The sequence below is a fragment of the Paenibacillus sp. DCT19 genome (assembly GCF_003268635.1).
In the GTDB taxonomy this organism is placed as follows: Bacteria; Bacillota; Bacilli; order Paenibacillales; family Paenibacillaceae; genus Paenibacillus.
Map to the genome: position 1 here is coordinate 1,259,273 of NZ_CP029639.1, position 25,223 is coordinate 1,284,495.

Consider the following 25,223-nt stretch of genomic DNA (forward strand, 5'->3'; position numbering starts at 1 on the left):
ACGCTAAAAACCCAAAAAAACCAAGACGGGAAGAGGAATACTTGCCCATCTTGGTTTTTTTCTATTACGTACCTTAACCTATTCCAAATAAAAAACGGCTGAACAGCATTTCTGCTATTCAGCCGCATTCTTTAACTCGCTCGCACTTTGAAGAACGAGATCAACTCTTGCAATTGCTCAGATACCGCTGACAGTTCATCAGAAGCGGTAACGATGGAAGCCATGGAGGATTCTTGCTCCTCGATGGATTGCTCGATCTGTTTACTGCTGCTAGCCGCTCTGCTGACACTTGAAGATAATTCATCGGCAGTAGCAGACATTTCTTGTGTGCTTGCTGATATTTCCTCGGTAGAGCTGGAGATATCTTGGATTTGGTTCGCCACTTTATTCGTTGCTGTAAGAATGTTCTCGAAGAACACGCCTGTCTCTTGCGTTACCTCTAAGCCTTTCTTCACTTCCTGAGAGCCAAGTTGCATCGACTCGGAGGATTGAACGATATCCTGTTGAATCTCTTCGATCAGTTGACGTATTTGTTTGGCGGATTCTTGGGATTGTTCTGCCAGGTTACGAACTTCTCCAGCCACGACGGCGAAGCCTCGGCCTTCCTCGCCTGCACGAGCCGCTTCAATGGAAGCGTTGAGCGCGAGTAGATTCGTTTGTCCAGCAATTTCCGTGATCATATTGACAATGTTGCTAATCTGATTCGAGTTATTCTCCAGTGATTGAATCGACTCGGACGTATTCTCGACCGCTCCCGCGATGAGGCGCATCTGCTCAACGACCTGTTGCATCACTTCATTACCCGCACTGGAGCGTTGCTCCATACTTAATGCTTGATCCGCTGCGTCAGATGAACTGCTGGCGATCGTCTGAATAACGGTGGACATCTCCGTCATGGCACGCGCACTTTCAACTGTAGCTTGATCCTGGGAGCGAAGTCCACTGGAGATATCCTTCATATGGTTACTGATGCTTTGAATATTTTCATTATTTTTCTCAGAGATATGAAGTAGTTTCTTGGATGAATTCGACAGGTGATGCGATGTATTCTGTACCTTGTACATCGTATCGTTGATTCGTTGAATCATGGTATTAAATTTCATATTGATAACACCGAGATCGTCGCGTCCTACTTGAATCGTTACATCCAGGTTACCTGTACTCACTTCCTCAATACCGTGCATGAGGCTACGGATCGGGGCGAGTGTTCTCTTCAGCAGAATGAACTGCAGGATCATGAATAGAAGCAGGAAACCAACCAAACATATGGAACCGTACAACAGCAGTTCATTCAGACCTTTAGGCACTGCACTTGCATCTACATCGAAATAAAGAGCAGCGTACATGGAACCATCAGCGTTTTTGATTGGATAGATCAAGGTTGTCCAAGTGCCATACTCATCCGTGTAGAAATCACTGAACGCAGGCTCCCCGTCCACTTTCATTTGTTCCAGCACCACAACGTTATTTTGGGGCAGTGGGTACATATCGCCTGCCGCAAGATTGCTTTCCTCAAAAGGCTGTACCAGGTTCGTAGGGACAGCAATAATGGATGTTCCGTCTCCGCCCTCAAGTTCCGAACCGAAAATATAAGCCTGAGCGATGTTTGGATAGAATTCGTGAATGGAATCAAGATAGGCTTTCATTTCCTGCTGGGCAGGGCCTGTGTAGCTTTTCTCATTCATGGCTTCATTTACTTTGGCTGTGTCCAGATCGACATACCATTTCTCGGTAATAACAGTTGCTTGATCATGCAGTTGTTCAACGAGAATATTCTTTTGTAGCTGATACGCGGCAGTAATGAGGATGATACCAATCAACACAATACTACCGAATGAGATGACTAGATTTTTGGCAAAGAAAGGCATGGTACTCCAACGAAGCTTGTTTAACAAGGTGGTTCACTCCTTAGATGATGTTAAAAGATGTGTGGCCTGGACGTAGTGCTACGTATGTATGTTCAGGTCATTATTAAAGGAAGTTAAATTTCTAATCCAAGTTTCTTCGGTTTCTTTCATCTGTTGATTCTATTTAATTGCTACAGATCCGTTCTATTTGTGTATCACTTATCTCATGCGCAGGACCTCCATATAAGTTCTATACCTGTGATATATCGTAATATAGCCATATTTATGTTAGGTTTTGAAGTTTAATTAGTTCTTAAGAACTGGTTCTTAGGTAATATTTTGCGTTTTTTTCATCTTTTTTCTTGTACGACCATGAAAAATTCATCGGTATACATATCATTGAATGATGCATCTGTTTCACGATTTAAGATTCACTAAAGGTTCGTCCTCTACGATGGTTTCATAAGCCACAGTTGCTTAACAGAAAATCAAGAAGGAGGAATCATTATTTTGAATCATTTATTACGGAAAGTTGCAGTGACAGCCTTGTCTGTGACGATGGTTACGTCATCTTTTGCATGGGTTGGAGGGCATCAGGCATACGCCGCAGAGAATACAGCTACAACTTCAAGTGCAGGCGTGACCCAAGCATACGAGTCTCTGTTCCAAACAGATAATATTATTGATGTGAAGATTACAATTGACGATGCAGACTGGCAAAGCATGCTTGAGAGCCCGATGGATAAGGATTATAAACAGGTTAGCGTGGAAGTGGATGGGAACAAGCTGGATAACGTAGGTTTCTCGACAAAAGGCAATATGACGTTACGTTCAGTCGCTTCCATGGAGGATTCTGACCGTTACAGCTTCAGATTGAAATTCGACAAGTATGACAAAACACAAACCTTGCTCGGTCTAGATAAAATGGTTCTGAATAACAACTATACGGATCCTTCGTATATGCGTGAGATTCTCCATTACGAAGCACTACGCAGCATTGGCATGGATGTGCCGATGACAAACTATGTCAACCTCTATGTTAACGGTGAACTGGTTGGTTTCTATACAGGTGTTGAGGCTGTAGATGACAGCTATCTGGAGCGTAACTATGGGGAGGATTACGAAGACGGTGTCCTCTACGACACCGAGGAGAAGAGCTACCTTCAGTATGAGGAAGATGGCGAATACAGTACACTTTCCAAGGACTTAGGCTCTGATAAAGACAAAACAAAGCTTAAAAATTTCATTCAAACATTGAATGAGATGCCAGAAGGCGAAAAAGGCGATATCGAGAGTGTACTGGACGTTGATTCTGCACTTCAATATATTGCAGGCAATACCGTATTAGGCAACTATGACAGCTATAACGGAGACAAGGGACATAACTATATGCTTTATAGTGATGCTAATGGCAAATTTACGGTTGTGCCGTGGGATTTCAATATGTCCTTTAATGGATATTCGGCTGGTGGCGGAGGTCGCGGGACAGCGACAACTGGCTCAACCACGACGAATACGAACGCAACAAATGTATCCGTAGACGAACCTGTGCTCGGCATTAGCATGGCAAATGTACCTATGATCAATAACTTGCTTGCCGTGCCAGAGTATAAGGAAAAATATTTGACCTATGTCAACGAGCTGACAGACTATTTGGAAGGTATTCAAGATCGGATTACAGAGCTTGCAGCTGAGATTCGTCCTTATGTGGAAGCAGATCCAACAAAATTCTATACAACAGAGCAATTTGAATCCAATATTGTTTACTCGGCCAATGGTGATACAGGAAGTGGTATGGGTGGTGGAATGACACCGCCAGAAGGCTTCGAAGGCATGACTCCACCTGAAGGCATGGAAGGTATGACCCCGCCGGAAGGAATGAAGGGTATGACACCGCCAGATGGTACCACACCGCCGACACGACCTAGCGGTACAGCAGATGGTGATGGAACAACAGACTCAACAGCCAATACAGGTGACAACTCGACTGAACCAGGTGGTAACTTTGGTGGAGGTCAGGGCATGGGCTCTATGGCATCGGGATCGTTAACTACGTTTGCACTAAACCGTCTAGCGAACTTGCAGGAACAACTGGGACGCGAAGTGACACCTTTGCCAGAGACAGACGAACAACAGAATAATGCAACCTCGACCGGAACAACGGAACAAGAGGCCATCTCGGTTACCCTGGACGGACAAGCCGTGACATTCCCAGATCAAGAGCCGCTCGAAGTTAGTGGACGGGTGATGGTGCCTGTGAATGCAATCTTTGAAGCAATCGGAGCAGAGGTGGCCTGGAATCCAACAGCGAAGACAGTAACCGCGGTTTTGAATGACCAGACGTTTGTCCTGAAGATTGGCAGCAGTACAGCAACTGTTAATGGTACATCAGTGGAAATTGATGGCTCAGCCATCATTAAGAACAGTCGTACACTTGTACCTGTGCGCTTCATCTCCGAAGCTTTGGGGTTGAAGGTAGACTGGGATCAATCAACGGCAACCGTTAAGATTACGAATCAATGATGATATGGGATGCTTTACGAGTAACTTTACTTTGAATTTCATAATCCAAACATAAAAGCATGGAGGATTCGATGATTTCATCGGATCCTTTTTGTGTGCAATGAGTGGAAAAATATGTTCTTTGGAGGATTGAAAAAGGACTTATGACCTACTTTTTAGACGTCGTATTTCCCTCGTTAGAGGTTCTTTTTACACATTTAAGTAGATTGAGTAATAGATTTGATTTTATTGAGCAATTTTTGTGATAAATATCACTGAAATATTATACACATTGCTATTATTCCTGCCGATAACTCTATATGTGATCAGTCGAATTTGAACTTTTCACATTGTAATTCATAACAATTACTTAGGGAAATGGGTGGCGTACATACATGCGAAGCATGAGTATTGGTACTAAAATTAGTTTAATTGTGATCGGCATTTTTATTCTTTTTTCCTCCGCTGTGGCAGTAAGCGTAATCATGGAAATGAGGCAGGGAATTACGACATTTGCTACAGAGAAGGCAAAACGGGATTTGCAGATGGCGAATCATATCATTACATACAAGTATCCAGGCGAATGGGCGATTAAGGATGGACAACTGTTCAAGGGCGAAGTAACGATGGAAGGGAACTTTGATCTTGTAGATGAGCTTGGCGAAGCCTCTGGAGATACCGTTACCATTTTCAGAGGAGATGAACGGGTTGCCACCAACGTGATGGTGGATGGCGAGCGTGCGGTGGGTACGAAGGTATCGGAACAGGTCGCACAAGCTGTTTTACAACAAGGAGAGCGGTATTACGGGGAAGCTGTTGTTGTAGGACAAACCTATCAGACAGCGTATGAGCCGATTCGTAATCAAGCGGGAGAGATTATTGGCATACTCTATGTGGGTGCCTCACAATCCTTGATTGATGTCATTATTTCATCCTTTCTGAAGACCTTCGCCATCGTATGTATTGTTGCGATGCTAATCGCGATCACTGTCATCATCTGGTACGTCCGTCGGGTCAGAATGCGAATTGGGCGAGTATCAACCGCGATCAAGTTGGCTGGAACGGGCGATTTTACACAGTCGATTGAGGATCATGTGCAGGACGAGATTGGTCAGCTCAGCACCGGATATAACGAGATGCGAAGCAGCTTGAAGCTAATCATTCAGGGTGGGCTACAGGCGGCAGAGAAAGCCGAGCATTCGACTGGGCAATTATTGACGATTGCTGAGCGAACAACGACGGAGTCCGAGCAGATATCATCTTCTGTTGAACAGGTGGCACGCGGTGCAGAGAGCCAAATGATCAGTACGGAAGAAAATCTGCAAGCGATGGAAGAAGTGGCTGTGGGTGTTCAACGGATGGCGGATAAAGCTTCAAATGTCTCAGAGTCAGCAATCTATTCACGCAAGCAGGCCGAGACTGGTGGCGAGACTGTCCATATGACGGTAGAGCAGATGTCAGCCATTCACACTTCAGTTCAGGCAACGGATGAGATCATGCGTATGTTGGAAGCGAAGTCAGCTCAGATTAGTCAGATGGCTTCTACGATTCATGAGGTCGCTAGGCAAACGAATCTACTCGCGCTTAACGCTTCCATTGAAGCAGCTCGAGCTGGGGAACATGGCAGAGGTTTTGCTGTCGTATCTTCAGAAGTACGTAAGCTGGCAGAACAGGCCGGAGATTCTTCGGAAAAGATTGATGAATTGGTGCAAGGCATGGAACAGGATATGCTGCTCTCCATCACAGCTCTATCCAAGGTCAAGGATGAAGTGCAGGAAGGAATTCGCCTGACACGGGAGACTGAGCTCAATTTCAGTCAGATTCGAGATACGAATGAACAGATCGCCGCAGAGATTGAAGAAATGGCTGCTACAAGTGAAGAGATGTCCGCAGGTGTAGAGCAGGTTGTGGCATCCGTTCATGAGATTGCGCGTCATGCGCAGACAGCGAGCGCCAACTCACAACAGGCAGCAGGTTCTGTTCAGGAACAGCTTCAGTCCGTGGAGCAGATTAAATCCTCCGCAGCCGTCCTGTCGGATATATCAACAGAGCTCCAGACATCCTTGAGTCCGTTCAAGATCTAATGCAGGTTACTATGAAATAGATAGTAGATATTAACGAGTAGATTACAAAGACCCTGACCGCTTTGAGCGAATCAGGGTCTTTTTCTTATCAAGCCCGTTTTAGCGATTAGGTAGTTGTGTTTGGTGTACAGATGTGGAAGAAGTAGGCAGGGCGGGCGAATGTTCTTTCATTGGCTGCTGGGTAGGCTGCTTGTCAGCGTAGAAATGGAGAATATCATCTACCGTTGAAAATACAATTGAATCATCTTTCGATTTAGGTTGGTTAGTTGGGATAAAAACCTCGTTTCTTAAGGTGGGTATTACCTTATAAGTTATATACATTTCAATATATGATACGTGTTCTGCTCATGAAACTTTACGATCTGGTGAATAAACAAAAGCTGCCTTGTACAAGGCAGCTTGATTATAATTAAAGTTTAGTAACGTTCTCAGCTTGTGGTCCACGATTACCTTGAGTTACTTCGAATTGGACGCGTTGCCCTTCATCCAATGATTTGTAACCGTCAGCTTGAATTGCACTGAAATGAACGAATACGTCTGTTCCTTCTTCAGTTTCAATAAAGCCAAATCCTTTTTCCGCATTGAACCATTTAACTGTACCTGTTTGCATGTAATTCCTCCACAAAATATAATTTTAACCGATCATCGTCAAGCGTGTTCAAAACAATCGATTAACACCAGTATACCATGTTTGATAATATAATCAAATATTTGGTTGTTTTTCTAATTGTTTGTTCACCGATCAAACGAAAAGAATCTCCAATTTCCTTCCGTCTCCTTCACTATAAAAGAAAGCGGTTACATTTGCAAATTATTATTGTATATTATGATGGCAACCTTGATGTATTACGACATATACATTATTGCTTGGACATATGATCGGCTTAATAAAAGGAGGAATCGGCAGTGTATCGGGTATTGCTGGTGGATGATGAAGAGGACGTACGCGAAGGATTAGTGGTCGAAGTGGATTGGGAAGCGCTCGATCTGCGCATTGTTGGTTTGGCTGAGAATGGACGAGAAGCGCTGGAGATGGCGGAACGGGTAGAACCGGATATTGTGGTCACGGATATCAGTATGCCATTTATGGATGGGCTTGAGCTTGCACGAAGGTTGCGGGAGCGTAATCCGCTGGTGAAAGTCGTTATTTTGACCGGATACGATGAATTCGATTATGCCAGGCAGGCGGTCTCCATCAGTGTGGATGAATATTTGCTGAAGCCTTTCTCAGCTGGGCACCTTATGGAGCTGTTAACTCGGTTGCGTGCACAAATGGCTGCTGAGGTGGCTGAACGTGAGGATGTGCAGCATCTGCGGGAGCATTATTATACAAGCTTACCTTTACTACAAGCAGATCTGTTGGCAACCCTGCTTCACCGTCAGAAGTCTCCCGTCTATATTCATGGAAAAGCGAAGCAGTGCGGTTTGAACTTCGATGGACAGCGATACGGTGTGTCTGTGCTTGCACTGCATATGGACGGAGATCGCAGAGGCATGGGGCAGTCTTGGGGCGAATCGAGCGATGCGGAATTGAAGCAATTCGCTGCATTGAATATTGCGCAGGAGATATGGGGAGAGCACAGTGCAGGTCATGCATTTATTCATCAGGAAACGGTTGTACTGCTGTTCGTGGATCGCTGGGATGGAGCGGATGGGGAGAAACGACAACAGATGGCACTTCAGAGTGTGCTGCGGAGCATTAACCATTATCTGCGCATTCCTGCCACAGTTGGCTCAGGTGCATTGGTGAGCACCATTACCGAGGTGAAGCATGCCTATGAGGATGCACTGCTTGCCCTCGATTATCGGCTTGTACCCGGCACGGATTCATTGATATATATTGCCGATGTGGAACGTCAGGCGGCTGGTAAACTGCGCTTTGATGAGTTGAAACAGCAGACGTTGACACGCTGCCTCAAGGCAGGAACTGAAGCAGAACTGGTCGAGGCATTGGAGATCATTTTCCGGGAAATTACGGTGGAGCATGGGCGAAGTGACATCCAATTGTACCTGATCGAGGTGCTGACTGCGGTCTGGAAGGCCGCACAGGCATCCGGGGAGTCGATGGAGGATATCTTCGGAGCAGGCTTTCAGCTATATGCGGAACTGTTCCGACTACCGGGTTTAACTGAGGCGCAGGGCAAAGTTAAAGAAGTCTGTATGCTAGTACAGCAGCGTATTGCGAGTGGTCGGCAGCATGTGTACAAAGATATCGTCGAACAGGCACTAGCCTATACGAAGGAGCATTACGCTGATCCAGAACTGTCGATCCAAAAGGTGTGTGGGCATCTGCACATTAGCTCGGGATATTTTTGCGGTATTTTCAAAAAGGAAGTACAGCTTACATTTCTTCAATATGTGATGCAGATTCGTATGGAAGCCGCAAAGGAAATGCTGCGCGGCTCCGAACTGAAGGCGTTCCAGATTGCGGAGCGGGTTGGATTTGCTGAACCTAATTATTTCAGCTTTTGTTTTAAGAAACATACGGGGATCTCGCCGAAAGAATATCGCAAACAGACGGCACTTCAGATTCGGGAGGGATCGCCGCAATGAGGTTCTTCACCGGCTGGATTAGCGGGCTCACGGGCTGGTGTAAGAATCGGCTCCGTTCATCTAAAGTCAGCAGTATCCGGTTTATCATCACATGGTCATTTTCCGTCTTTATCGTTCTTGTACTCACCATAATGGCGATGCTCCTGCATGATAAATTCTCTCAAGCTGCGGAGCGGAGTGCAGAGCTGACAACCAGGCAAATTGTAGATCAGGTCAGCTACAGTCTGGAGGATTATGTGCGTAGTATGTCCCATCTGTATCGGGCGATTGAGGAGCATATGCTGCGGGACGGAACGTGGGAAGGAGACCAGGTGGATAAGCAGCTTGATACACTGCTGAGCAGTCGAGAGGATATCATCTCGATTACATTGCTTGACGCGGAAGGACATTTACTTAAAAATAGACCGTCTGCCCGGCTCAAACCGAGTGCGCATGTCACACAACAGGGGTGGTTTCAATCCGCATTGCGGGTGCCAGATCACCTTAGTTTCTCATTGCCTCATATTCAGAATATGTATGATGGTCCCTACAAATGGGTTGTATCTATGAGCAAAGGCATTACCGTAAGGCAGAATGGTCAAGATCGGCAAGTGATTTTGCTCGTGGACATTAATTTTAAGCAAATGGATGAGCTAAGCCGCCGTGTAAGTCTCGGTCAACGTGGATATGTCTACATCATTGACGAGAGTGCTGGCAATATCGTGTATCATCCGCAGCAACAACTCATGTACATGGGGCTCAAACGTGAAAATATTGAACAGGCCTTGGTTGCTACGGGTAGTTATGAGGATGAGTCGGAAGGACAGAAACGGCTGAATACGGTGAAGTCCGTTGCCAATATCGGTTGGAAAATCGTTGGTGTCGCTTATCTGGATGAGATGTTAACCACCCGTCAAGAAGTCAACGGTTATTTGATAAGGGTGCTTATCGTTGTACTGGTGCTGGTAATTATCGTATCCCTCATTCTGTCCTCCAGCCTGACTCGTCCCATTCGCCGAATGGAACGAAAAATGAAGGCAGTGGAACGGGGCGACTTCAGCGTAGAGCTTCCCATCGAAGGGCCGCTTGAGGTGGAGCGCTTATCGCGGCGATTCAATCTCATGGTCAACAAAATTCGGGCATTGATGAATGAAATTATTCATGAGCAGGAGCAGAAGCGACGGTATGAGCTTGAGGCATTGCAGGCGCAGATTAATCCTCATTTCCTATACAACACTTTAAATTCAGTCGTGCGTATGGTGGGTATGAGCCGTAATGAAGAAGTGGTTACGATGATCACTTCACTCTCGCGTCTGTTTCGCATTAGTCTCAGCCAGGGCAAAACGATTATCACGGTTCGCGAGGAGCTGGAGCATGCACATCATTATTTGACGATCCAACAGATGCGCTTCAAGCACAAATTCAGATTCAACATGGAAGCCGATGAGGAGACGTTGGACTGCTTGACACTGAAGCTGGTATTACAGCCTTTAATTGAGAATGCAATCGTGCACGGCATTGAGTATGACATGGATGAGGGCAGATCGAGATCCGGGTGTATCAAGAAGAAGCCAATCTCGTATTGCGTATTACGGACAACGGCGTAGGCATGACGGAAGAGCAGGTAGCCAGTTTGTTAAATGGCAATGTAATCGTAAAAAGCGGAGCAGGTTCAGGTGTGGCTGTTCGCAATGTGCATGATCGAATTCAGCTCTATTATGGGGATGCTTATGGTCTGGAATTTGCAAGTGAGCTGGAGGAGGGTACGACAGTATGGATCCGTATTCCGATTCAGTACAAGCGTGAACGAAGCGAGGGGAAGCAATAGAATGAACAAGTTAATTAAGTTCAAGTGGGCTGTCTCTATCCCGATATTCCGCAGTGTAGGGCTCTCCATCACATGCTGTACCTTACTGTTATGTATGGCTTGTAGCATTGCAGGAGAGCCTTCGGCTGGCATTTCGCATCGTATCGCATTAATTACGCCAGCAGGAACGGGTGAACTGGCTGAAGCCATTCGACTAGGTGCAGAAGCTGCCGCCAAAGAACAAGGAGCTGACCTGGTTACAGTGGAGGCTTTCGGTAATGGATCTGTTTCTCGCACACGAGATGGATCTGGTGCAGGACTCCTTTTAAGAAAAAATGAAAGAGATCGACAATGGATTAATCTTCCTCAGCGTGAGCAGGCTCAGGTGGATGCGGCTGCACAGGCATTACAACAGGGGGCGACTGCTCTATTGGTTGATCCACTTAGTGAGGAGACGCTGAGTAACATCCTGCACCTGGCTCAAACGAAAAGCCCAACAGGGAACATTGCCCCTGTCATTGTTCTGAATGATGAGTTTCCTGTGAAAGGCATCACCAGTGTCATCTCCATGGATAACCTGGAAGCTGGGCGGAAAGCGGGGCATGCCATGGCAGAATTGCTCGGAGCCAAGGGAAAGGTGGCTTTACTGGGGCCTGACCTTATGAATCCAGGTTTGGTTCACCGCGAGCAGGGCGTGAAGGAAGCACTGACCGAGTATCCTGACATGGAGATTGTCCCTTATTCAGTGTGCAGTAATCGGGAGGTCTGCTGGCAAGTGACGAAGCAGGTAATGGATCAGAGCCAGGTGGACGGCATAATAACGCTTCAGGAATCTGCGTCCCTTGGGGCAGCGGACGAATTGAATCGCCGTAAGCGCATTGGAAGCATCAAACTTGTTGGATTCGGAAGTGAGCAGCAGCAACTGGAACAACTGCAAGAAGGCGTTATCCAGCAATTGATCGTGCAGAATGGATTCAGCGCAGGCTATCTAGGTGTGAATCAGGCAGTTGCACGCCTGAATAGTAACCATGTAGAGCCAAGGGTGACATTGGAAACGAAGCTGGTGAGCACAGATAATATGTTCTGGATGGATAATCAGAAGCTGCTCTTTCCTTTTGTACAATGAGGTGGTTATCCGGGGGTTACAGCAATCGGAAGCTTGTCCTGATATCGAAGTGGCAAGTGTAAATATACTTTAGTTTTTTATCTATATAAGTTGAACTGCTTATTTACACTTTAACGGAGAGGACAGAAATAACCTAGAAAAGCGGAGCGTTCGCCTTTATCACCGGATTTTTCCCTTTGAAGAAGGGAGTTCAGAAAATCTGGGGATAACAGCGATTGGAAGGTTATTCTGTCATCGGAGTGGACTGTGTAAATAAATAGTTCTTCGAACTGAGGAAGATTTCGATAAAACAGGTGAAGATATTGTATTCGAATTTATTGTAAACCCTTTCATAATAAAGACATCGGTGAAGCCGAATGAACTTGGGGGAGGTCATTAGGATATGAAAAAAACTTGGATGACATTGCTGTTAACGGCATGTATGGTAGCTGCGGCGGGCTGTAGCAGTGGTGGAGACAGTGCGGGTGGGAGTACAGGAACGGACACGGGTGGTCAATCGACATCGGCTACGGATACCCCTAAGATCGGGGTAGCGATCTACAAATTCGATGATACATTCATGACCGGTGTACGGAATTCAATGACAGCTGCTGCTGAGGGGAAGGCGACACTGGATATTGTCGATAGCCAGAATGCACAGCCAACCCAGAACGAGAAAGTCGATCTGTTTGTATCCAAAAAGTATAATGCCATGGCGGTTAACCCGGTCGATCGAACTGCTGCGGGAGTTATTATTGACAAAGCCAAAGCGGCTAGCATCCCAGTGGTATTCCTGAACCGGGAACCCGTTGCGGAGGATATGAACAAGTGGGATAAGGTGTACTACGTAGGCGCGAAGGCTGAGGAATCCGGTACAATCTCGGGTCAACTCATCGTGGACTACTGGAAGGCTCATCCGGAGGCAGACAAGAACGGAGATGGCAAACTGCAATACGTCATGCTGAAAGGCGAGCCAGGCCATCAGGATGCGGAGCTTAGAACCAAATATTCCGTCCAAGCCATTCAAGATGCTGGAATTGAAGTGGAAGCCTTAGCAGAGGATACGGCGATGTGGGATCGGGTCAAAGGACAGGAGAAAATGCAGGCATTCCTTGCCTCCCATGGAGACAAAATCGAAGCGGTATTAGCTAATAACGATGATATGGCGCTTGGGGCGATTGAAGCGTTGAAGGCGGCTGGATATTTCAAAGACGGCAAAACGATGCCGGTGGTTGGTGTGGATGCTACAGCACCAGCGATTCAGGCGCTTCAAGATGGCACGATGCTGGGTACAGTGCTGAATGATGCCAAGAATCAGGGTGCCGCGACGGTGGCGCTGGCCACGGTTTTGGCGAAGGGAGAAACACCTACGAAGGATAACACCGGCTATGATATCACGGATGGCAAGTACGTCTGGATTGCCTACAAAAAAATTACGAAAGACAACATTGCCGACGCCCAATAAACAACAGCAGACATAGGGACGTCCGCCCGAGCGGTGAGGGCGTCCTTTTTTCTGACGGCGTAAGGAAGGGGAGATGAAGGATGGAATCACCTTACCTATTGGAGATGGAGGGAATATCTAAGGCATTTCCGGGTGTGCAGGCATTAAGTCAGGTTACTTTGAAAGTGAAGCCGGGAACAGTTCATGCGCTTATGGGGGAAAATGGGGCTGGTAAGTCCACCTTGATGAAATGTTTGTTTGGCATGTACCGTCCAGATGAAGGGCGCATCCGAATCGAGGGGAATGAGGTCGAGATTCCAAGCTCCAAGGCTGCACTGCAGCAGGGTATCTCGATGATTCATCAGGAATTGAACCCAGTTCCCCATCGACCGGTCATGGAGAATATCTGGCTAGGACGATTCCCCATGAGTGGATTATTCGTCAACGAGAAACGGATGTATAGCGAAACATTGACGTTATTCGAGGATCTGAATCTGGACATTGATCCGAAGGTGAATGCAGGAACACTATCTGTATCCAAAATTCAATCCATGGAAATTGCCAAGGCGGTTTCTTTTCATTCAAAAGTGATTGTTATGGATGAACCAACATCCTCCCTGACGGGCAAGGAAGTGGAGCAACTCTTCGCAATCATTAACGAACTGCGCAGCCGGGGTGTATCGATCATCTACATTTCACACAAAATGGAGGAGATTCTGACCATATCCGATGAAGTCACCATTATGCGTGACGGGTTCGTCGTTGGAACATGGAATGCAGAGGATCTAACGACAGACCTGATCATCACCCGGATGGTGGGGCGAGATCTAAGCGAACGCTTCCCTGAACGAACGAATGTACCTGGAGACGTTATCTTGAAGGCAGAGGCTCTAACATCCAGCCAGCCGAACTCTTTCCGAGATGTATCGTTTGAGCTGAGAAAAGGGGAAGTGCTCGGTGTTGGTGGACTTGTGGGGGCACAACGAACGGAGCTGATCGAGTCCTTATTCGGACTCCGTACACTTCGCTCAGGTACGATCTCCATTCATGGAAGTAAAGTGAAGATCAACTCACCTGCAGCAGCTAAACGTCACAATATTGCATTGCTGACCGAGGAACGAAGAGTGACTGGGATTTTCCCTGTGTTATCCGTGTATGAAAATACGATCATTGCTAGCCTTAGCCGGTACCGTAATCGGATTGGATTGCTTGATGAGGCCAAAGGACGAGAGGTGGCTCGTGAGCAAACAGAGAAGTTCAGAACTAAAACCCCTTCAGTTAACACCCTAATTAGAAACCTTTCAGGTGGAAATCAACAAAAGGTGCTACTTGCCCGCTGGCTTCTGACCGATCCCGAAATTTTGCTCTTGGATGAACCTACTCGTGGCATCGACGTAGGTGCCAAATTCGAGATATACACGATTATTACGGAACTGGCTCGTCAGGGCAAAAGCATCATTATGATCAGCTCAGAAATGCCTGAACTACTGGGGATGTCGGATCGCATTATGGTCATGAGTGAAGGACGGCTAACGGGGATCGTAGACGGAGCGGAAGCAACGGAGCAGGATATTATGCGACTGGCCGCGCAGCAGCGAATGGCCTAGTCAGGAGGGGAACACATGAACACGCAGGTCGTCAATCAGGTGAAGCAATATGTAGCGCAGCGCGCGATCTTCATCGTACTCATTCTACTGGTCATTGGCATCGCGATAGCTGATCCGAATTTCCTTGCATTCTCTACTTTGCGGGATATATTACAGCAATCCTCTACGCGAGCGATCATAGCACTTGGAGCTGCTTTTATACTAATCACTGGCGGTGTCGATCTGTCCGCGGGTCGCGTCGTAGGTCTAACGGCTGTTGTCTCGGCCTCGATGTTGCAGATAGACGAATATGCCAATCGCTTCTTTCCCGATCTTGTGCAACTGTGGGTAGCGATACCGATTTTTGTGGGCATTTTAGCTGGTTTAGCTGTTGGCTTGGTCAATGGAATCATTGTTGCCAAATTGCATGTTCCTCCATTTATTGCGACATTAGGTACGATGGTTGCTGTATATGGATTGAACTCGATCTATTTCGACACCGAGCCTAACCAATCTCAACCGATCGGTGGTCTGAGACCAGATTTCACAGTCATTGGTTCAGGCTACATTGATCTCGGCGGTGGATATTCAATTCCTTTTATCGTGTTAATTGCTATTTTTGTTGCACTCATCTGCTGGGTTGTCTTCAACAAGACACGTCTCGGGAAAAATATGTATGCGATTGGCGGCAACATTCAGGCGGCACATGTATCTGGTATTCATGTCGCGCGTAATCTAGTCGTATTATATGCCATTGCGGGAGCACTGTATGGTCTAGGCGGCGTGTTGGAAGCGGCACGTACAGGCGGGGCAACGAACAATTACGGTAATATGTATGAGCTGGATGCGATTGCTGCATGTGTTGTTGGTGGGGTGTCTACAGCCGGAGGAATCGGTACGGTGCCTGGGGTTATGGCTGGTGTATTGATCTTCGGGGTCATTAACTATGGTCTGACCTTTATTGGGGTAAGTCCATACTGGCAGTTAATTATCAAAGGTTTGATCATCGTAGCAGCCGTTGCTTTTGATATTCGTAAGTATATGGCTAAAAAATAAAATCATAATCACCGTAGAAGCCAGCTCCTAACAATAATAGGGTGCTGGCTTCTTGATTAGCTCATCTACCGAATAGGATCCATATTACCCCGTATAGGGGAAGATCAGCGCGCTGAATATGAGCATAAATGAACCGATCCTGTAGGCTAATTTTGCGCCATAGTTCATATGGAACTTTCGTGCAATAATCACTGTGGCTGCCCAGAAGACAATTGCAGCAACAAAGGTAAGGTGAATCCCCTGTTGACCGTTGCTGTAGATCGGCCAGTTAAAATAATCGAATAGGTAATGGCTGAATTGGAATTGTTCGTTACCCCATTGGAAATTAAAGGCGAAACCCATAGCTAGCACAAGCAGAGCCAGTGTACCTATACCTATTGGTTTGCGTCGTTGTTCCATATAGTACCTCCTTAATTAAGAATTAATATTCCAAATTAATCCATTAATGTATTATAACATATTACGTTCGCTACGAGTTGGGAAAATAAATAGAATCATGTTGAATTTAGAAATACCTCCATTAATCGACAACATCAGCTCACGGCAATCGATATAATATATGCAAATAGGATTGTTCACTACCCGTTCTTACGCAAATGTCTAGTTCATTCGATATGGATAAGGATATGTGTAATAGGCCAAAGGGGGCGAGGCTGTTTGCTAAGTTACACGATGAAAATGATTGTTTTTCCACTGGGAAGCCTGTTGATCATTGTATCCTCTCATCTACTGGATCGTACCTCTTATCTGATGTTAGCCATAGGCTCAGGTGTGCTATTTGTAGCGAGTGTCCTGGCCGAGAGACGTTATCCTGTTTTGAGAAAGGTACACTGGATCTTCCTCGGGGTATTTCATTATTTAACAGAGCTGAACTGGTGCAATATGCTGTATTACATGCTCATTATGTCTCTAATTCAAAATAAACAGCGTGTAACACAGACATTACCCATTTCCCTCTTTCTCATTTTGCAATACACTGTCATTCGGCTCTCGTATGTGCCAATTGATACGTATACGTTACTGGTATCTTTGTTTGACATGATTACAGCAGTTGTCATCATCTTTTTGTACCATACCTTAATCAATAGTGAAGCTGAGAAGCGCAGGCTTAGGGAGAAAAATCAATTCTTAACCCTCCATGATCCGTTAACGGGGTTACTGAATTATGAAGGCTATTTGGGAGTGATCAAACAAGTCGTGGAGGAGCGTCGTTCCTTTACGTTGATTCTTCTAAGCATTCAGAACTTCAGCGGCTTTAACCAGGAAGTCGAAGCGAACTGGTGTACAGTGATCAAAGACACAGGAGATCGCATACGGGAACGCTTTGTAGATGCCTACGGTATATCTCGTTATGCAGGTGATCGATTTGCGATTATACTTCCGGAAATAAAGGATGTGGATGAACAAATGGTGTCGCTATTGTCCGAGAAATTACAGGGTTTACAAGTGGTATACAGCGCATCAACATACCCCACAGAAGCCGCGTCACATCAGCAATTAATGACGATCGCTGAAGACCGACTACTCCGGCAACAACGTAGCAAATGGCTCAAAAATGAAGAAGAGACTTTCCGTTCCGAAAGGTTGCGATCGGTCGGTGAACTGGCTGCAGGCATGGCACATGAAATTCGTAACCCACTGACAGCTATCCGTGGCTTCTTACAGCTATCTAAAGGACAAGCATTCAATATTGCTCCATGGTATGAAGTAATCATGGGAGAAGTGACCCGGGTGACGGATCTCACCGCTGAATTTCTGCAATTTTCTAAACCGCAGGCGAATCATATGAAACCAGAACAGCTGGCTCATTGTTTGGAGCGGGTGATGTCACTAACCGAATCAGATGCTGTATCACGCGGACATCGAATCACGCTTGAGATGACGGAGCAGCCTGTGGTTGTGAACATGGATCGGGACAAAATCGTACAGGTGTTGATTAACCTGATACGTAATGCGTTTGAAGCGATGACTGATCCGGGAGAGGTACATATCGATCTTATACATGATGGAGATCGAGCGCTCATCTCGATTACGGATACAGGGAGCGGTATTTCAGCACAGACGATCTCCAAAATATTTAACCCATTCTATACGACGAAGGAAGAAGGAACAGGGCTGGGTTTAGCTCTATGTCAGAAAATTGTGCAGGATCATCAAGGGAAAATTATTGTAAAAAGCATAGAGGGAAGCGGTTCGACATTTACGTTATACTTCCCGCTCGTTGCTTGAAACTGAAATACGCCGCAGCATCCTTGGAGAAGGAATGTTACGGCGTGTTTGCTGTTGTATTTCAGAGGTAAAGTCACTATTGTCACTATTAGTGCGTGTTCAAGAAGGTCGGTTTTCAGTACCGAGAAAATGGGACTTTTTGAACAACCTCTATTAGCTGAGTTGTCCCTGATGTAACTGATAATAGAAGCCTTGTTGCCGCATCAGCTGCTCGTGATTACCTCGCTCAGTGATTTCGCCTGCGTCAATGACAAGAATCTGGTCAGCTTCACGAATCGTGCTGAGCCTGTGGGCGATGACGAAGCTCGTTCGACCTTTCATCAGCGTCCGCATCGCTTGTTGAATATGCATTTCCGTCCGTGTATCTATACTACTCGTTGCTTCATCAAGAATGAGAATGGCGGGATCGGCCAAAATCGCTCTCGCGATCGTTAATAATTGGCGTTGACCTTGGCTTAGGTTGCTGCCACCAGCAATAATTGGTGTGTCGTAGCCTTGCGGCAACTTGCGAATGAACGAGTGAGCATTGGCTAGCTCGGCCGCCTGCCGAATCTGCTCTATTGTTACATCCGGCTTACCGTAAGCAATATTGTCCCGGATGGTGCCTGAGAATAGGTAAGCATCCTGTAGCACAATGCCAAGCTCACGCCGCAGGGGATCTTTTTCCAATTCAGCAATGTCACAATCATCAATGGTGATGCGTCCTCCTGTAATATCGTAGAAGCGTGGCAGCAGATTAATAATCGTTGTTTTACCTGCACCAGTTGGGCCAACCAGAGCAATCATCTCGCCTGGCTGTGCGGTAAAGCTGACATCTTTGAGGATAGGTCTTTCGGGTGTATATCCGAAGGATACATGTTCGAATACAACTTTGCCCCGAATCTGATCCAGTTGTTTTTTCTGCTCCTCCACGTACTCGCTCGGTGTATCGATAATATGAAACACACGCTCGGCACCAGCAATCGCGGCTTGAATCAAATTGTACTGGTTCGCCAGATCATTAATCGGGCGTTCAATCTGGCGGGAATAGGCAAGGAAACTTACAATGAGACCAATGGACGTCAGATTATGATACGCCATCCAGCCTCCAACGGCAGCCAGAATAGCGAAGCCGATATTGTTCATCACGTTCATGGTAGGGCCAACTAATCCTGACACACTCTGAGCCTGCGTACTGGATACGCGTAGTTTCTCATTCAGTCCGACAAAATGTTTATGAGCCTCACCTTGACGATTATAGGCAGTAACGACCTTTTGCCCGGCAATCGTCTCTTGTGCATAACCATTCAGTTCACCGAGTAACTTCTGCTGTGCTGTGAAATGCTTTCGCGTTTTGGAAGCGATCAGCCGTGTGGCAATCGTAATTAACGGCACAGTAACTAAGCTTAGAAGGGTGAGCCGCACATCCAGGGCAAGCATGATGGATAATGAGCCAACGAGCAGAATGGCACTCGACATCAATTGGGTCACACTTTGGTTCAGTGTGGTGGATACGTTATCGATATCATTGGTGGCACGGCTCATCAGATCGCCGCTCTGATTTTTATCGAAAAAGCTGATTGGAAGCTGCTGCAGGCGAGAGAAGAGGTCTTGGCGTAGATCCTTCACCGTAAGCTGAGACACACCAATCATAACGAAGGATTGAGCCCACATCATGAGGGAGCCCAGTACATACACGGCCAGTAACAAAAGGCATTCCTTCAGCAGCCCCTCCGTTATTCTGGGGACAATATGTTCATTCACTGCTCGGCCGAGCAGGTAAGGACCAGCAAGATTTAACAACGTACCAAGGGCGGTCAAGACCAGAGCGGCAATGACGCCTGCTCGATGTTGTCCCATATAGGACCAAACCCGGAGAATGGCGTGTTTTGCATTGTTCGCGCGTACCTTGGGTACTGGCCCTCTGCCTGGTGGTCCCATTCTGCCACCGATTGGAGGCAAGGCAGTTGACTGATTGGAGGACGAGATAGATTTAGCCAAATTGAACATCCTCCTTCCGCTGTTGTGAATCATAGATTGACTGGTAGAGCGGCGAATGTGCCATGAGTTGATCATGTGTGCCGCTAGCTACAATGCGCCCTTCTTCAAGTACATAGATACAATCAGCATCCTGTACGGAAGAGATGCGTTGGGCAATCAATATCGTGGTGCTGTCTTTCATCAACGTGTGTAATGCCTTCTGTATGCTCGCTTCAGTTCGAAGATCTACAGCGCTTGTGCTGTCATCCAAGATGAGAACCTCCGGTTGCATAAGAAGTGCACGTGCAATTGAAATCCGCTGTTTCTGACCACCCGAGAGGTTGACGCCTCGTTGTCCAAGCTCGGTGTCATAACCGTCCTTCAGGTTCATAATAAATTCATGTGCAGCCGCTGCTTGCGCAGCTTGACGAATCTCTTCCTCTGTTGCATGGGGTTTGCCGTAACCGATATTGTCCCGAATGCTTCCACTAAACAGGATGGATTCCTGTAAGACGATGGAGACGCGGCTGCGAAGATCATGCAGATCCCATTGCTTGACGTTCATCCCATTGACGAGGACTTCGCCTTGTGAGGCATCATATAATCGGGGAATTAACTGTACTAGTGAGGTTTTGCCTGAGCCGGTAGAGCCGAGTAAAGCTACTTTTTCCCCTGGTTTAGCTGTAAAGGTGATTCCAGTCAATGCAGGCTCTCCGTCATACCGGAAGGAAACGTCTCTGAATTCCACCTGTCCGGAACTACGGCGATTCATATGGCTTAATGTTGTACTTTCACCAACAATAGATCTGCCAGATTGAATATCCGGCTGCGTGTGGAGCACCTCGTTGATCCGAGCAGCAGACACCTTGGCACGAGAGAAGCTCATCATCATCATGCCGATCGAGGTAAGTGATGAGAGTACAACCGTTACATAGTTAATAAAAGCAATCAGATCCCCGGCAGCGATGCTACCTCCGACCACCTGATAACCGCCAAACCATAATACCGCTACGATGGTTGCATTCAGCATGAGGCTTAGAACAGGAGCATTCAAAGTTACGATGCGCCATGCCTTCACCGCTGTTTCGGTATAATCTTGATTGGATTGCTTGAAGCGTGAACGCTCCAGGTTCGCACGGGCAAATGCTTTGACGACACGAATCCCGGCAAGATTCTCCTGCAGAACAGCATTAACCTTGTCTAATTTATCCTGAACACTTGCGAACAATGGATACGAGGCTCGGATGAGCACATATAGCAAAATAAATAGAACCGGCATCGTCAAGATCAGAATGAACGCCAGCTTAACACTAATCGTAAAAGCCATAATGACACTTCCGATGATCAGCATCGGTGAGCGGATAAACATCCGTAGAAGCATCTGTACAAAGGTCTGCATCTGTGTAATATCACTCGTAAGCCGAGTGATTAGAGAGCCCTCACGGAACGTATCCAGATTGCGGAAGGAGAAGGTCTGAATATGATCAAACAACTCCTGGCGCAGATCAGTACCATATCCAACGGCAGCTTTACTGGAAAATAACGTGCAACCCGCTCCTCCAACCCAGCCGATTAGCGCAAATAAAAGCATAAATAATCCTGTCCGTATAATGTGGGACAGGTCTCCTGCAAGCACCCCATCATCAACGATGCTTGACATTAGCTTGGGCTGAAGTAGATCCATGGCGACCTCAAGCACCATGAGCAGCGGGGCGAGGATAGCGGCTGACTTATAAGGAGTTAGAAATCGTTTTAATGACCACAATCGGAAAATCACCTCATCTCATATTGCATTTCATGCTGCATGATTTGTAGAACTAGTAACTACATTAGGTATCGCGCAAATTCTGCACCATACGCTGCGCGAGCGTGGACATCATCTGTGATTCTTCAGGGGTGAAGCCTTTCTGAGCCTGTTCCTCCAGCTCTTGAAATACCTCCCTTAAATCATGCAGTGCAGTGCGCCCCAGATCCGTGAGGTACACGCGTAGACTCCGCTGATCATTAGGATCGGGTTCCCGTCTTACATAGCCGGATGTTTCCATCCTCTTCAGCATCACGGTTACGGTAGCCGGTGTGCGCCGAAGCTGTTCAGCTAGATGTTTCTGAGTCTGTCCGTCTTCCCGTTCCAACTGAAATAGAAGGGAGGCTGACCCGGATACAGCTCAGGGTGGTTAACAAGTTTCTCATGAATTTTGTAACGCTGGAGCTTCACTAGTTCGGATAACTGTCCCATTAGACGTTCAGTACGTGCTGGATTCATACGTTTCCATCCTTTTAGAGGTCGTTCAAAAAGCCCACTTTTGAACACGAATATTTAGTTAGTTGACTAACTAAATGATAAGTTTGATTTGACATAAGGTCAAGGGATTTCCGTTTTCATTAGAGATGCTCATCATAGTGACGTCAGCATCCATCAACATTCAGTTTAGATAAAATTAGAAGAGCGATTCTGGTTATGCAATTAGGCATGGGAAATATTGACTTGAACGAGATCGATATGTTAAGTTGTTATTATCTTTTTGTTAATAACAAAATGTTAATAACAAACCGGAATGGTTTTTTCAATATAAAACATGGGGTTCTTCAGGTGGACGGTTCAAGAGATGATGACCAAAAGCATGACCAAAAGCATGATCAAATGAGTGAGCAACAGTTTCTAGCAACCTATAACGTGGGGGATTACGAGCGTCCCTCGGTCACCGTTGATATGCTTGTATTTACGATTCGTAATGAGACACAGTCCAACTATCGTAAACTTGCCGAGCCTGCACTTCAGCTTTTGATGATTCGACGAGGAGGGCATCCCTACCTAGGGCAGTGGGCACTCCCAGGAGGGTTTGTATCCATGGATGAGTCTCTGGAAGAAGCGGCGCGCAGGGAGCTATACACAGAGACCGGGGTAGACAACATTTATTTGGAACAGCTATACACATGGGGCGATGTCCACCGAGATCCGCGCACACGTGTCATCAGTTGTTCCTACATGGCGTTAGTAGATAGCAGTGAGCTAGAGCTTGCAGCTGGTGATGATGCGAGCGAAGCAGACTGGTTTCGCATGGAACAGCGGTTAGTGGAGGAGAAGCGTCATATCCACGAGCATAGGCGAGTAACCGAGCGCCGAATTGAGTTGATTTTGACGAATGGAATTGAGCAACTATCGGCCGTGATTGAAACCAAGGAGTCGATTGAATGGCGAGTGCGAAGTAATAGCATGCGGGTGATGGAAGCGCAGGGGATTGCCTTTGACCATGCCAAGATTATTTTGTATGCGCTGGAGCGTCTGCGTTCGAAGGTTGAGTATACAGACATAGCATTTAATCTCATGCCAGATACGTTTACACTGACAGCACTGCAGAAAGTATACGAAATTATCGGTGGCAAAAAGCTGCTGGCGGCTGCTTTTCGACGTAAGATCGCGGACTGGGTCGTAGAGACGGGGGAATATGCAGGCAGTGCAGGACATCGCCCATCCCGCTTATATCGATTGAATCCTGATCGACCTGCAACGTAAGGATACGGAAAATAACGCTATAGAGGTTGTTCCTTAAGTCCGTTTTGGAATACGAGATTTAGGTAGAGAAAGGAGGAGATCACATTGGAAAAGTTTACATTTTTCTGGCGCACAGCATCGCCCTTTTCGCAATGGCATCCCGCAGATTTTGCAGTGAATGGTGTATCTTATACCAGCGCGGAGCAATACATGATGCACCAGAAAGCACTATTGTTCGGAGATCAGGCTATTGCAGATAAAATACTGAAGTCAAGCTCCGCATCTGTGCAAAAAAAACTGGGCAGACAGGTTGCTAACTTCAACCAGACAGTCTGGGAAGCGGAGTGCAAGCGCATCGTTTATGAGGGTAATGAAGCGAAATTCACGCAGAATAACGATCTACTGGAAGCATTACTGGCTACTCGCGGCACGACCCTTGTTGAAGCAAGCCCGGATGACCGAATCTGGGGAGTCGGCTTAGCGGAAGAAGACCCACGAATTCGGAATCGCAGAACATGGAGAGGGACGAACTGGTTAGGCGAGATTCTTACCCAGTTGAGAGAAAACATAGAAAGTCGAAGTGATAAACATGAGTGAACATAAACAGAACCAGATCAGCAGCCCAAAGAATCTTAGTCAACAAGGTCACAACCGAACGAACAGAACGACTCCTAACAGAACGACTCATAACCAACCGACGAATCAACGCGCAAGCAGATCTCGGATTGCCCACGAAACGTTAGCTATTCTCGAACAGGGAAGCTATGTCAATTCATATGACCGGAACGTAAGGATCGATGAGGATGTGCAATATGCCATCCAGCATTCAGTGTTATACCGACCAACAGAGCTGCAAACGTTTAAGGATCAGCTGAATCAGTCGGCTCTATCAGCTAAACCATCCAGTACGATCATTGAAGTTACGGGAGAAACAACACTTGCGGCTGCTGCACGTCTAGTGACGGATGAGCAGCTGAAAGATGTCGTCTGCCTAAACTTTGCCTCTGCCAAAAATCCAGGCGGCGGATTTCTTGGGGAAGTCAGGCACAGGAGGAAAGTCTGGCGCGTGCAACAGGGCTGTACCCGTGCATTGCGCAGATGACAGAGATGTACGAACATAATCGGAAACTGCGAACCTGTCTATATTCGGATCATATGATTTATTCGCCTGAGGTTCCAGTGATTCGTGATGATCAAGATCGATTATTGGTTAAGCCGTATTGTGCAGCCTTCATTACCGCTCCAGCGGTCAATGCCGGTGTTGTGAGAGCGCGAGAAGAAGCTGACGATCAGATGATTGAGTCAGTCATGAAGCAACGAATTCGGTACATTTTGCACGTAGCAATCGCACATGGACACCGAACCATTGTACTAGGTGCATTTGGATGTGGCGTATTTCAGAATGATCCGGTGCAGGTTGCGAAGTTTTTCCATGATGTCCTGATACATGAACATTATCGAGAGGCATTCGAACGTATCGTATTTGCAGTTTTCGATCGAACCAAAGATCAGTCGACATTGAATGCATTTCAGCAGCGTTTCACTGGAGCATAACTTATTAATTGGGAGGAAGTAATCA

The 25,223-nt window shown here is 46.6% G+C and carries 19 protein-coding genes and 1 pseudogene; 13 read left to right on the plus strand and 7 right to left on the minus strand.

The genetic code is table 11. From position 1 onward, the window contains the following. Positions 1 to 131: 131 nt before the first annotated feature. The gene (locus DMB88_RS05530; RefSeq protein ID WP_128104327.1) at positions 132 to 1,868 is read right to left on the minus strand and encodes a methyl-accepting chemotaxis protein; all 1,737 of its coding nucleotides are present in this window, start codon (positions 1,866 to 1,868) and stop codon (positions 132 to 134) included. Positions 1,869 to 2,357: 489 nt separating this feature from the next. Between DMB88_RS05530 and DMB88_RS05535 the strand changes: the two genes are divergently transcribed. Together DMB88_RS05535 and DMB88_RS05540 are read left to right on the plus strand one after the other, a co-directional pair. Beyond that, complete coding sequence (locus DMB88_RS05535) at positions 2,358 to 4,370, plus strand: CotH kinase family protein (RefSeq protein WP_128100547.1); 2,013 nt, start codon at positions 2,358 to 2,360, stop codon at positions 4,368 to 4,370. A gap of 374 nt (positions 4,371 to 4,744) precedes the next feature. Beyond that, positions 4,745 to 6,433: a methyl-accepting chemotaxis protein gene (locus DMB88_RS05540; protein ID WP_128100548.1), complete on the plus strand. Its 1,689-nt coding sequence runs from the start codon at positions 4,745 to 4,747 to the stop codon at positions 6,431 to 6,433. A gap of 409 nt (positions 6,434 to 6,842) precedes the next feature. Here DMB88_RS05540 and DMB88_RS05545 read toward each other — a convergent pair whose 3' ends face one another. Next, complete coding sequence (locus DMB88_RS05545) at positions 6,843 to 7,043, minus strand: cold-shock protein (RefSeq protein ID WP_128100549.1); 201 nt, start codon at positions 7,041 to 7,043, stop codon at positions 6,843 to 6,845. Between the two features lie 296 nt (positions 7,044 to 7,339). On the opposite strand from DMB88_RS05545, the gene DMB88_RS05550 reads away from it, so the two are divergent. The 7 genes from DMB88_RS05550 to mglC all read left to right on the plus strand — a co-directional run bounded on the left by DMB88_RS05550 (position 7,340) and on the right by mglC (position 15,963). Then, the gene (locus DMB88_RS05550; RefSeq protein ID WP_128100550.1) at positions 7,340 to 8,986 is read left to right on the plus strand and encodes a response regulator transcription factor; all 1,647 of its coding nucleotides are present in this window, start codon (positions 7,340 to 7,342) and stop codon (positions 8,984 to 8,986) included. Beyond that, complete coding sequence (locus DMB88_RS05555; protein WP_254438469.1) at positions 8,983 to 10,572, plus strand: cache domain-containing sensor histidine kinase; 1,590 nt, start codon at positions 8,983 to 8,985, stop codon at positions 10,570 to 10,572. The genes DMB88_RS05550 and DMB88_RS05555 overlap by 4 nt, the downstream gene beginning before the upstream one ends. Next, complete coding sequence (locus tag DMB88_RS30850) at positions 10,548 to 10,793, plus strand: sensor histidine kinase (RefSeq protein ID WP_254438470.1); 246 nt, start codon at positions 10,548 to 10,550, stop codon at positions 10,791 to 10,793. The genes DMB88_RS05555 and DMB88_RS30850 overlap by 25 nt, the downstream gene beginning before the upstream one ends. Position 10,794: 1 nt before the next feature. Next, complete coding sequence (locus DMB88_RS05560) at positions 10,795 to 11,898, plus strand: substrate-binding domain-containing protein (RefSeq protein ID WP_164848616.1); 1,104 nt, start codon at positions 10,795 to 10,797, stop codon at positions 11,896 to 11,898. Positions 11,899 to 12,280: 382 nt separating this feature from the next. Then, positions 12,281 to 13,342, plus strand: coding sequence for a galactose ABC transporter substrate-binding protein (locus tag DMB88_RS05565; protein ID WP_128100552.1), 1,062 nt, complete (start codon positions 12,281 to 12,283; stop codon positions 13,340 to 13,342). 80 nt (positions 13,343 to 13,422) lie between these two features. Beyond that, positions 13,423 to 14,928: a sugar ABC transporter ATP-binding protein gene (locus tag DMB88_RS05570; RefSeq protein ID WP_128100553.1), complete on the plus strand. Its 1,506-nt coding sequence runs from the start codon at positions 13,423 to 13,425 to the stop codon at positions 14,926 to 14,928. A 15-nt stretch (positions 14,929 to 14,943) separates the two neighbouring features. Further along, positions 14,944 to 15,963: a galactose/methyl galactoside ABC transporter permease MglC gene (mglC, locus tag DMB88_RS05575; protein WP_128100554.1), complete on the plus strand. Its 1,020-nt coding sequence runs from the start codon at positions 14,944 to 14,946 to the stop codon at positions 15,961 to 15,963. Positions 15,964 to 16,047: 84 nt separating this feature from the next. Here the strand turns inward: mglC and DMB88_RS05580 are convergent, their stop codons facing one another. Further along, entirely contained in the window at positions 16,048 to 16,362 is a 315-nt protein-coding gene (locus tag DMB88_RS05580) for a hypothetical protein (protein ID WP_128100555.1), read from the minus strand. Between the two features lie 258 nt (positions 16,363 to 16,620). Here DMB88_RS05580 and DMB88_RS05585 point away from each other — a divergent pair, with 258 nt between their 5' ends. After that, the gene (locus DMB88_RS05585; RefSeq protein ID WP_254438471.1) at positions 16,621 to 18,192 is read left to right on the plus strand and encodes an ATP-binding protein; all 1,572 of its coding nucleotides are present in this window, start codon (positions 16,621 to 16,623) and stop codon (positions 18,190 to 18,192) included. A 153-nt stretch (positions 18,193 to 18,345) separates the two neighbouring features. On the opposite strand, the gene DMB88_RS05590 is transcribed toward DMB88_RS05585, so the two are convergent. The 4 genes from DMB88_RS05590 to DMB88_RS30145 form a co-directional block, all read right to left on the minus strand. Then, positions 18,346 to 20,112, minus strand: a complete 1,767-nt coding sequence (locus DMB88_RS05590; RefSeq protein WP_174715332.1) for an ABC transporter ATP-binding protein — start codon at positions 20,110 to 20,112, stop codon at positions 18,346 to 18,348. Between the two features lie 52 nt (positions 20,113 to 20,164). Then, positions 20,165 to 21,916, minus strand: coding sequence for an ABC transporter ATP-binding protein (locus DMB88_RS05595; RefSeq protein WP_128100557.1), 1,752 nt, complete (start codon positions 21,914 to 21,916; stop codon positions 20,165 to 20,167). Between the two features lie 64 nt (positions 21,917 to 21,980). Further along, positions 21,981 to 22,283 carry a MarR family winged helix-turn-helix transcriptional regulator gene (locus tag DMB88_RS05600; RefSeq protein ID WP_128100558.1) on the minus strand — a complete coding sequence of 101 codons (303 nt, stop codon included), beginning with the start codon at positions 22,281 to 22,283 and terminating at the stop codon, positions 21,981 to 21,983. Next, complete coding sequence (locus DMB88_RS30145; RefSeq protein ID WP_164848617.1) at positions 22,247 to 22,414, minus strand: hypothetical protein; 168 nt, start codon at positions 22,412 to 22,414, stop codon at positions 22,247 to 22,249. The genes DMB88_RS05600 and DMB88_RS30145 overlap by 37 nt, the downstream gene beginning before the upstream one ends. 378 nt (positions 22,415 to 22,792) lie before the next feature. On the opposite strand from DMB88_RS30145, the gene DMB88_RS05605 reads away from it, so the two are divergent. The 3 genes and pseudogenes from DMB88_RS05605 (at position 22,793) to DMB88_RS05615 (ending at position 25,198) form a co-directional block, all read left to right on the plus strand. Then, positions 22,793 to 23,665, plus strand: coding sequence for an NUDIX hydrolase (locus DMB88_RS05605; protein WP_128104329.1), 873 nt, complete (start codon positions 22,793 to 22,795; stop codon positions 23,663 to 23,665). Between the two features lie 84 nt (positions 23,666 to 23,749). Beyond that, on the plus strand, positions 23,750 to 24,241 hold the full coding sequence (locus tag DMB88_RS05610) for a riboflavin biosynthesis intermediates N-glycosidase (RefSeq protein WP_128100559.1): 492 nt from the start codon (positions 23,750 to 23,752) through the stop codon (positions 24,239 to 24,241). Then, positions 24,234 to 25,198, plus strand: a pseudogene (locus DMB88_RS05615) (TIGR02452 family protein). Before DMB88_RS05610 ends, DMB88_RS05615 begins: the two are co-directional and overlap by 8 nt. Positions 25,199 to 25,223 lie beyond the last annotated feature (25 nt).

Coding starts and splice junctions, on each gene's coding strand:
- DMB88_RS05555 (WP_254438469.1), top strand. CDS start 8,983: ATGAGGTTCTTCACCGGCTGGATTAGCGGGCTCACGGGCTGGTGTAAG.
- DMB88_RS05605 (WP_128104329.1), top strand. CDS start 22,793: ATGAGTGAGCAACAGTTTCTAGCAACCTATAACGTGGGGGATTACGAG.
- DMB88_RS05540 (WP_128100548.1), top strand. CDS start 4,745: ATGCGAAGCATGAGTATTGGTACTAAAATTAGTTTAATTGTGATCGGC.
- DMB88_RS05580 (WP_128100555.1), bottom strand. CDS start 16,362: ATGGAACAACGACGCAAACCAATAGGTATAGGTACACTGGCTCTGCTT.
- DMB88_RS05570 (WP_128100553.1), top strand. CDS start 13,423: ATGGAATCACCTTACCTATTGGAGATGGAGGGAATATCTAAGGCATTT.
- DMB88_RS05530 (WP_128104327.1), bottom strand. CDS start 1,868: ATGCCTTTCTTTGCCAAAAATCTAGTCATCTCATTCGGTAGTATTGTG.
- DMB88_RS05590 (WP_174715332.1), bottom strand. CDS start 20,112: ATGGGACCACCAGGCAGAGGGCCAGTACCCAAGGTACGCGCGAACAAT.
- DMB88_RS05560 (WP_164848616.1), top strand. CDS start 10,795: ATGAACAAGTTAATTAAGTTCAAGTGGGCTGTCTCTATCCCGATATTC.
- mglC (WP_128100554.1), top strand. CDS start 14,944: ATGAACACGCAGGTCGTCAATCAGGTGAAGCAATATGTAGCGCAGCGC.
- DMB88_RS30145 (WP_164848617.1), bottom strand. CDS start 22,414: ATGAATCCAGCACGTACTGAACGTCTAATGGGACAGTTATCCGAACTA.
- DMB88_RS05565 (WP_128100552.1), top strand. CDS start 12,281: ATGAAAAAAACTTGGATGACATTGCTGTTAACGGCATGTATGGTAGCT.
- DMB88_RS05545 (WP_128100549.1), bottom strand. CDS start 7,043: ATGCAAACAGGTACAGTTAAATGGTTCAATGCGGAAAAAGGATTTGGC.